We start from the raw sequence: 5,686 nt of genomic DNA, 5'->3' as shown, positions 1-5,686 counted from the left end.
CGATGCGGACGTCTCGTAATCGGCAAGGTTCTCGCTGCGGAGCCCCATATAAGTACTGACGATCATGACCAGCATAATCATGGTGAAAGGTAAACCGACGGTAACGGCGATGGCCTGGATGGCCCCCAGTGCGTCGGCCCCTCCGCCAATCAGCAGTGCCGCGGCAATGGCGCCCTCCATGACGGCCCAAAATACCCGTTGGGGCACCGGTGCGTCCAGTTTGCCGCCGGCGGTGATGGAGTCCACCACCAGGGAACCGGAGTCGGAGGAGGTGACGAAAAAGACCAGTACCAGGACAATTCCGAAAAAGGAGGTGATCTGGGTCAAGGGCAGGTTGGCCAGCATCTGAAAAGTGGCCAGGGGAACTTCACCCAGCCCATTGGCCAATGCGCCCACATTGTTTTGGATCTGAAGAATGGCGTTACCGCCGAAGGCCTGCATCCAGAACACGGTAAGGACCGTGGGAACCAGTAGAACGGCGGTCAGGAACTCGCGGATGGTGCGGCCCTTGGAGATGCGGGCGATGAACATGCCGACAAAAGGTGCCCAGGAGATCCACCAGGCCCAATAAAAGACGGTCCATCCCTTGTAGAATTTGTCGTCGGTTCGGCCGATCCAGTTACTCAGGGGGATGATGTCTTGAATGTAAGCCAGGGTCGTCGTGAAACAGCCGACGATGAAGTGGGTAAAGGAACCGGCCACGACAACAAAGCCCAGTAGAATCACTGCCAGAAGCATGTTGAAATTGCTGAGCACCTTGACACCGCCTTCCAGCCCCCGGACCACGGAGATGACCGCCACACCGGTGACGCAGATGATAATGGTCACCTGGAGCCACATGGTTTTCTCGATCCCGAAGAGAAAGTTGAGGCCGGCGCTGGCCTGCTGGGCACCAAAGCCCAGGGAGGTGGCCAAACCGAATATGGTGGCCAAAACGGCGATGATATCGATGATGTTGCCGGGGGTTTTCCAGGTCTTTTCTCCCAGAATCGGATAAAAGGTGGAGCGGATCGTCAACGGCAATCCCTTGTTGAAAGCGAAAAAGGCCAAGGCCAGGGCGGTGACGGCATAGATGGCCCAGGGATGCAGTCCCCAGTGAAACATGGTGGCGCCCATGGCCGCGCTGGCCGCTTCGGGTGTGCGGGCGGCCACATTCAGCGGCGTTCCCCACCAGCCGGTGTAGTAAGCCACCGGCTCGGCCACACTCCAGAACATCAATCCGATGCCCATGCCGGCAGCAAACAGCATGGCAAACCAGGACATACGCTTAAATTCGGGTTTGGCATCCGGGCCGCCCAAACGTATCTTACCGACGGGCAATACGATCAGGGCCAGGCAGAACAAGACGAAAATGTTGCCGGAAATCATGAAGAACCAGTCAAAGTTTTCAATGGTCCACCCTTTGGTCGCGTCGAAGATCTTCTTGGCGCCGACGGGGTGGACCAACGTGGAGATCACAAACAGGATCACAAGAACTGCCGATACGAAAAACACCGGGTTGTGCATATCCATGCCCCACTTTTGGATATTGTCCTGTCCTACCTTGTAGGAAGTGGTAAACCTGTCTTTTCTTGCCATGCATTTCCTCCTTAGCGATTGCTCCAGTTGGTGTGGTCGGTGGGTGCCCGGCTTCGATAGGGCCGGGCGAACGACAGGGCCTCTTTGTCAGATGGTGCGCCTCTTTTTTACTTTATTGAACCCTCCCCGCGGCTAAGCCGCGGGGAATGCGCTCGCTATCGCGATTCAACAATCCCCCGAATCAGTCGCTGCATTGGCTGCTACTGAAACTTGGCAAATATATAGAGGGTGCCTCAAACTCGAAACGGGTATGGCAGGCATCGAGCGGCCTGCCCATATATTGAAAATATATTTACAACGGTCGGAATCACTTAACGTCTTTACAGCAGGCAGCGTTGACATTGGAGATCCCGGATGTTGTTTGCAGTGTCATGAAAAAAGACAGGTGTCGATCAAATGCTGAAAGAAAAGTTTCAATCTTTGTGCCAATTGATGCGGATTGCTGCAGGCATATGAAATGAATAAGAAAGATTCATTTTTTCAGAAGGAGCTACGTGGAGCGGGACAGGACACAACTGTCCTCAGGCGACTGAAAAAGAAGAGTCAACATTCTGCAATAAATACAATTTTTTAAAATAAGACATTACTGTCCTGTTTGTGGACTAATTAATACCATGCGCTTTCATTTTCCGCTGGAGCGTCTTGTAGTTCAGCTGCAGGGCTTCGGCTGCCCTCCCGCGATGCCATCGAGACGCTTCCAAAGCGCTGAGAATCATCTTTTTCTCTACAGCATCCATCCGTTTTCTAAGGCCGCCACCGATGGACAAGGGCGGTTCGTCGACCGCGCTGTCTGAAATTTGACCGATCAGGTCCAGTTTGCCCAGGGTGATGTATGTGTGCAGCACGTTTTGCAGTTCGCGGACATTGCCGGGCCAGCTATAGGTTTCCATGGCCTCGCGAACCCGCACCGGCAGGTGCCGGGGCTCCTTATTGCCTTTGGCCAGCGTCGACAGAAAATGATCGATCAACAACGGAATATCACCCTTGCGCTCGCGTAACGGCGGCAGCTGGATGGGCAGAATACGGATGCGGTAAAAAAAATCCTCGCGCATCCGCCCATCCTTGACCAGCTTGACCAGGTCGCGGTTCGTGGCGGCGACCACCCGAAAGTCGCTGCGCTTGAGCTTGATGCCGCCCAAGGGAGTGTACCCCACGCCGTCAAGCACCCGCAGCAGTTTGACCTGCATATCCTGGCCGATCTCACCGATTTCATCCAGGAACAGGGTGCCCCCATCCGCCGAATCCAGGAACCCACCCTTATCCGAACTGGCCCCGGTAAACGCTCCCTTCATGTGGCCGAAGAATTCCCGTTCCATCAGGCCCTTGGGTATCGCCCCGCAGTTGACCGGCACGAATTCCCCCGGCCGGCGGTCGCTCAACCGATGGATGGCCCGGGCCACCAGCTCCTTGCCGGAACCGGACTCCCCGAAAATAATCACGCTGGCATCGCTGGCGGCCGCCTTGAGGATCAGGTCATACACCGCCTGCATCGGTTCACTCTTGCCGATTATATCGCCGAACCGGTAGCGGTCACTGATGGACGAACGCAGGCGCAGGTTCTCCTTGCGAAGGTCCAGCTCCACCTCTTTATAGGCGGTGACGTCGCTGATGAATCCCTCCAGGGCCACCAGTTGGTCATCATCATCGAAAACCCCTTCGCCCTGCTCCCAGACCCACTTCTCATCACCGCTGGCCGCCCTGATGCGGTAGATGAAGCTGAATGGCCGCCGCATGGCCACGGTTTCACGCACCAGATCGAGCATGTTCTTGCGATCGTCCGGGTGAACGATTCGCTGGAAGGCATTGGGTCCGGTACCGATGAGCTCGTGGGGCTCAAAGCCGAGCAGCCGCTTGCTGCCCCGGCTGGCGAACTCCATGACAAATGATTCGTCGGCCCGGCAGCGGTATACGATCCCCGGCAGGTTGTTCATCAGCGTACTCAGACGGCGCTGGCTTTCCAGGAGCGCATTTTCAGCCTGTTTTTTTTCGGTGATATCCAGGCACAGGCTCAGTTTGGAAATTGCGCCGTCCGGGTGCGCGATGGGCGTGGCCATGTTGTAATACCATCGCCCGGTGGTCGGGTGCTTGAACTCCCATCTGACCGGCTTGCCCCGGAAGACATCCTGTTCCGGGCACCACGGGCAAACCTCGGCGTTGCCGTACAGAACCCGGTGGCAGGCTTCCCCCACCGGATCCCGGCCTAGCTGCTCGGCCACCTGGCGGTTGACGAATTCGATGCGATTGTCCGGTGAACAGACATAAACCATGCCGTCAAACGCTTCGACAATGGCCTCGAAATAGGAGATTTGGTTGTGGTTGGCTGGGTTCATTTAAAACACGATTTTCAGGATCAAACGCCCAAATAGTCCCGCCGATCAATGCGGTATTTTTTCATCTTGTAGTTGAACAGCTGCCGTGAAATGCCGATGCTGGTCGCCGCCCGGGTACTATTACCGCCGTGGGCGGCCAGGGCGGCGACCACCACCGACCGCTCATGATCGGCCTGGCGGGCCAGCAGCCCCTTGTCGCTGTCCACCGGATACCGCCCGGCGCCGCGGGGCGGGGTGGGCGATCCTGGGCGTGCCTGACCGTAACCGGCATATTCATTGGACGGTGAACCGGCCATCGGCGGCTGAACGGAGTCCGGTTCGCCCCGCAACCGCCGCCAGGTGGTCAGGTGAGACTGCAGATGGCGCCGCTCGATGGTGCGGCTGGAAACCACCAGGTTGATGGCCCCTTCGATGACGTGTTCCAATTCACGGACGTTGCCGGGCCAGTCAAAATCATTGAACAGGGCCAGCACATCACCGGAGATGTCCGAAACTTTGCGGTTGAGCGCTTGGCTGTGCTTGGAGAGAAAATGACGCGCCAGCAGAACGATGTCCTCTTTGCGGTCGCGCAGGGGTGGAATGGGGATAAAAACCACACCCAGCCGGTAGAACAGGTCGGGCCGCAGATTGTTTTCAGCAATGGCCACATGGGGCTCCTTGTTGACACTGCTGATAATTTTTACATCGATCTCCGACTCTTTGAGAGACCCCAGCCGGCGAACCTTGCGTTCCTGGATGACCCGCAGAATCTTGGCCTGAAGCCCGGTGGCCATCGAGTTGAGTTCGTCCAGAAAAAGGGTGCCGCCGCTGGCGCGCTCGAAAAGCCCCAGCTTATTCCGCGCCCCGGTAAAAGCACCGCTGGTGGTTCCGAAAAGCAGCCCTTCGAGCAGGTTTTCCGGTATGGCTGCACAGTTCACCGCCGTGTAGCGGCCGCTTTTGCGCCCGCTGTGGTTGTGAATGGCCTGGGCAAAGAGCTCCTTGCCGGTACCGGTCTCCCCATGCAGCATCACCGGCGAAGGGGTAATGGCGGCCATTTTGGCTGTATTCACGGCCCTTAGAAAATCAATATTGCTGCCCACGATGGCATCGAAATCAAAGCGGGTCTCATTGGGCAGCACCTGCTTGGGCCGGGGTATGGAAATGGCGGAGATGGTCTCTTCCAGCACGTTGTATTCCCTCACCAGACAGATGGCGCCTTCCAGTCGATCCCGTTTGAACAGGGGAAAAACGGTATGGATGGTATTGGCCACTTTCCCCCGCCGCGTCCGATAGAGCAGTGACCGGTCGACGATAGGCTGCTGGTTGTGGAGACACTGCATGATCACGCTGCCATCTTCGGCCAGATCGTAAACGTCAACCACTTTTTCCCCGAGCACCTCGGCCGGATTCAGCTCGTCGATGGCGGCCATGGTGGGATTATAGTAGATGATGGTTCCGGTCCGGTCGACAATCAGCAGCCCCTCGCTGAACCCGTCGAAAAAGGGCAGGAATTCTTCATAGCCGATATCGAGTGTCCGAGCGATGAAATGGCGTGGAGACGTTTTCATGGCCATGGCTGTATAGGTTCCATCAAGGTTGGCGTATCGGTCAACAGGCTGCTGAAAAGCATGCCACACTTTTTAAAATCAGGCAAACCGGTGAACTCGCCAGGGCCGCCGGTCGTCTGAGGTCCGAGGTCTGAGACCTTCCGTCTTCCGTCTTCCGTCTTCCGTCTTCCGTCTTCCGTCTTCCGTCTTCCGTCTTCCGTCTTCCGTCTTCCGTCTTCCGTCTTCCGTCTT

Annotated in this window: 4 protein-coding genes; all 4 read right to left on the bottom strand. The window is 56.9% G+C overall.

Annotation, left to right across the window (positions count from 1 at the left end):
• Window positions 1–1,578: BCCT family transporter (locus QNK41_RS20950; RefSeq protein ID WP_319261171.1), on the bottom strand; the 1,578-nt coding region annotated here is incomplete at its 3' end.
• A 602-nt stretch (window positions 1,579–2,180) separates the two neighbouring features.
• Window positions 2,181–3,908, bottom strand: a complete 1,728-nt coding sequence (locus QNK41_RS20945) for a sigma 54-interacting transcriptional regulator (protein WP_319261169.1) — start codon at window positions 3,906–3,908, stop codon at window positions 2,181–2,183.
• 20 nt (window positions 3,909–3,928) lie between these two features.
• A complete protein-coding gene (locus QNK41_RS20940) occupies window positions 3,929–5,461 on the bottom strand; it encodes a sigma-54 interaction domain-containing protein (protein ID WP_319261167.1) in 1,533 nt (510 codons plus the stop codon).
• Between the two features lie 34 nt (window positions 5,462–5,495).
• On the bottom strand, window positions 5,496–5,686 hold a 191-nt coding region (locus QNK41_RS20935), incomplete at its 5' end, for a hypothetical protein (RefSeq protein WP_319261164.1).

Source organism: Desulfosarcina sp., assembly GCF_033791525.1.
Taxonomy (GTDB): Bacteria; Desulfobacterota; Desulfobacteria; order Desulfobacterales; family Desulfosarcinaceae; genus Desulfosarcina.
This window is presented reverse-complemented; position numbering and strand designations above follow the sequence as displayed.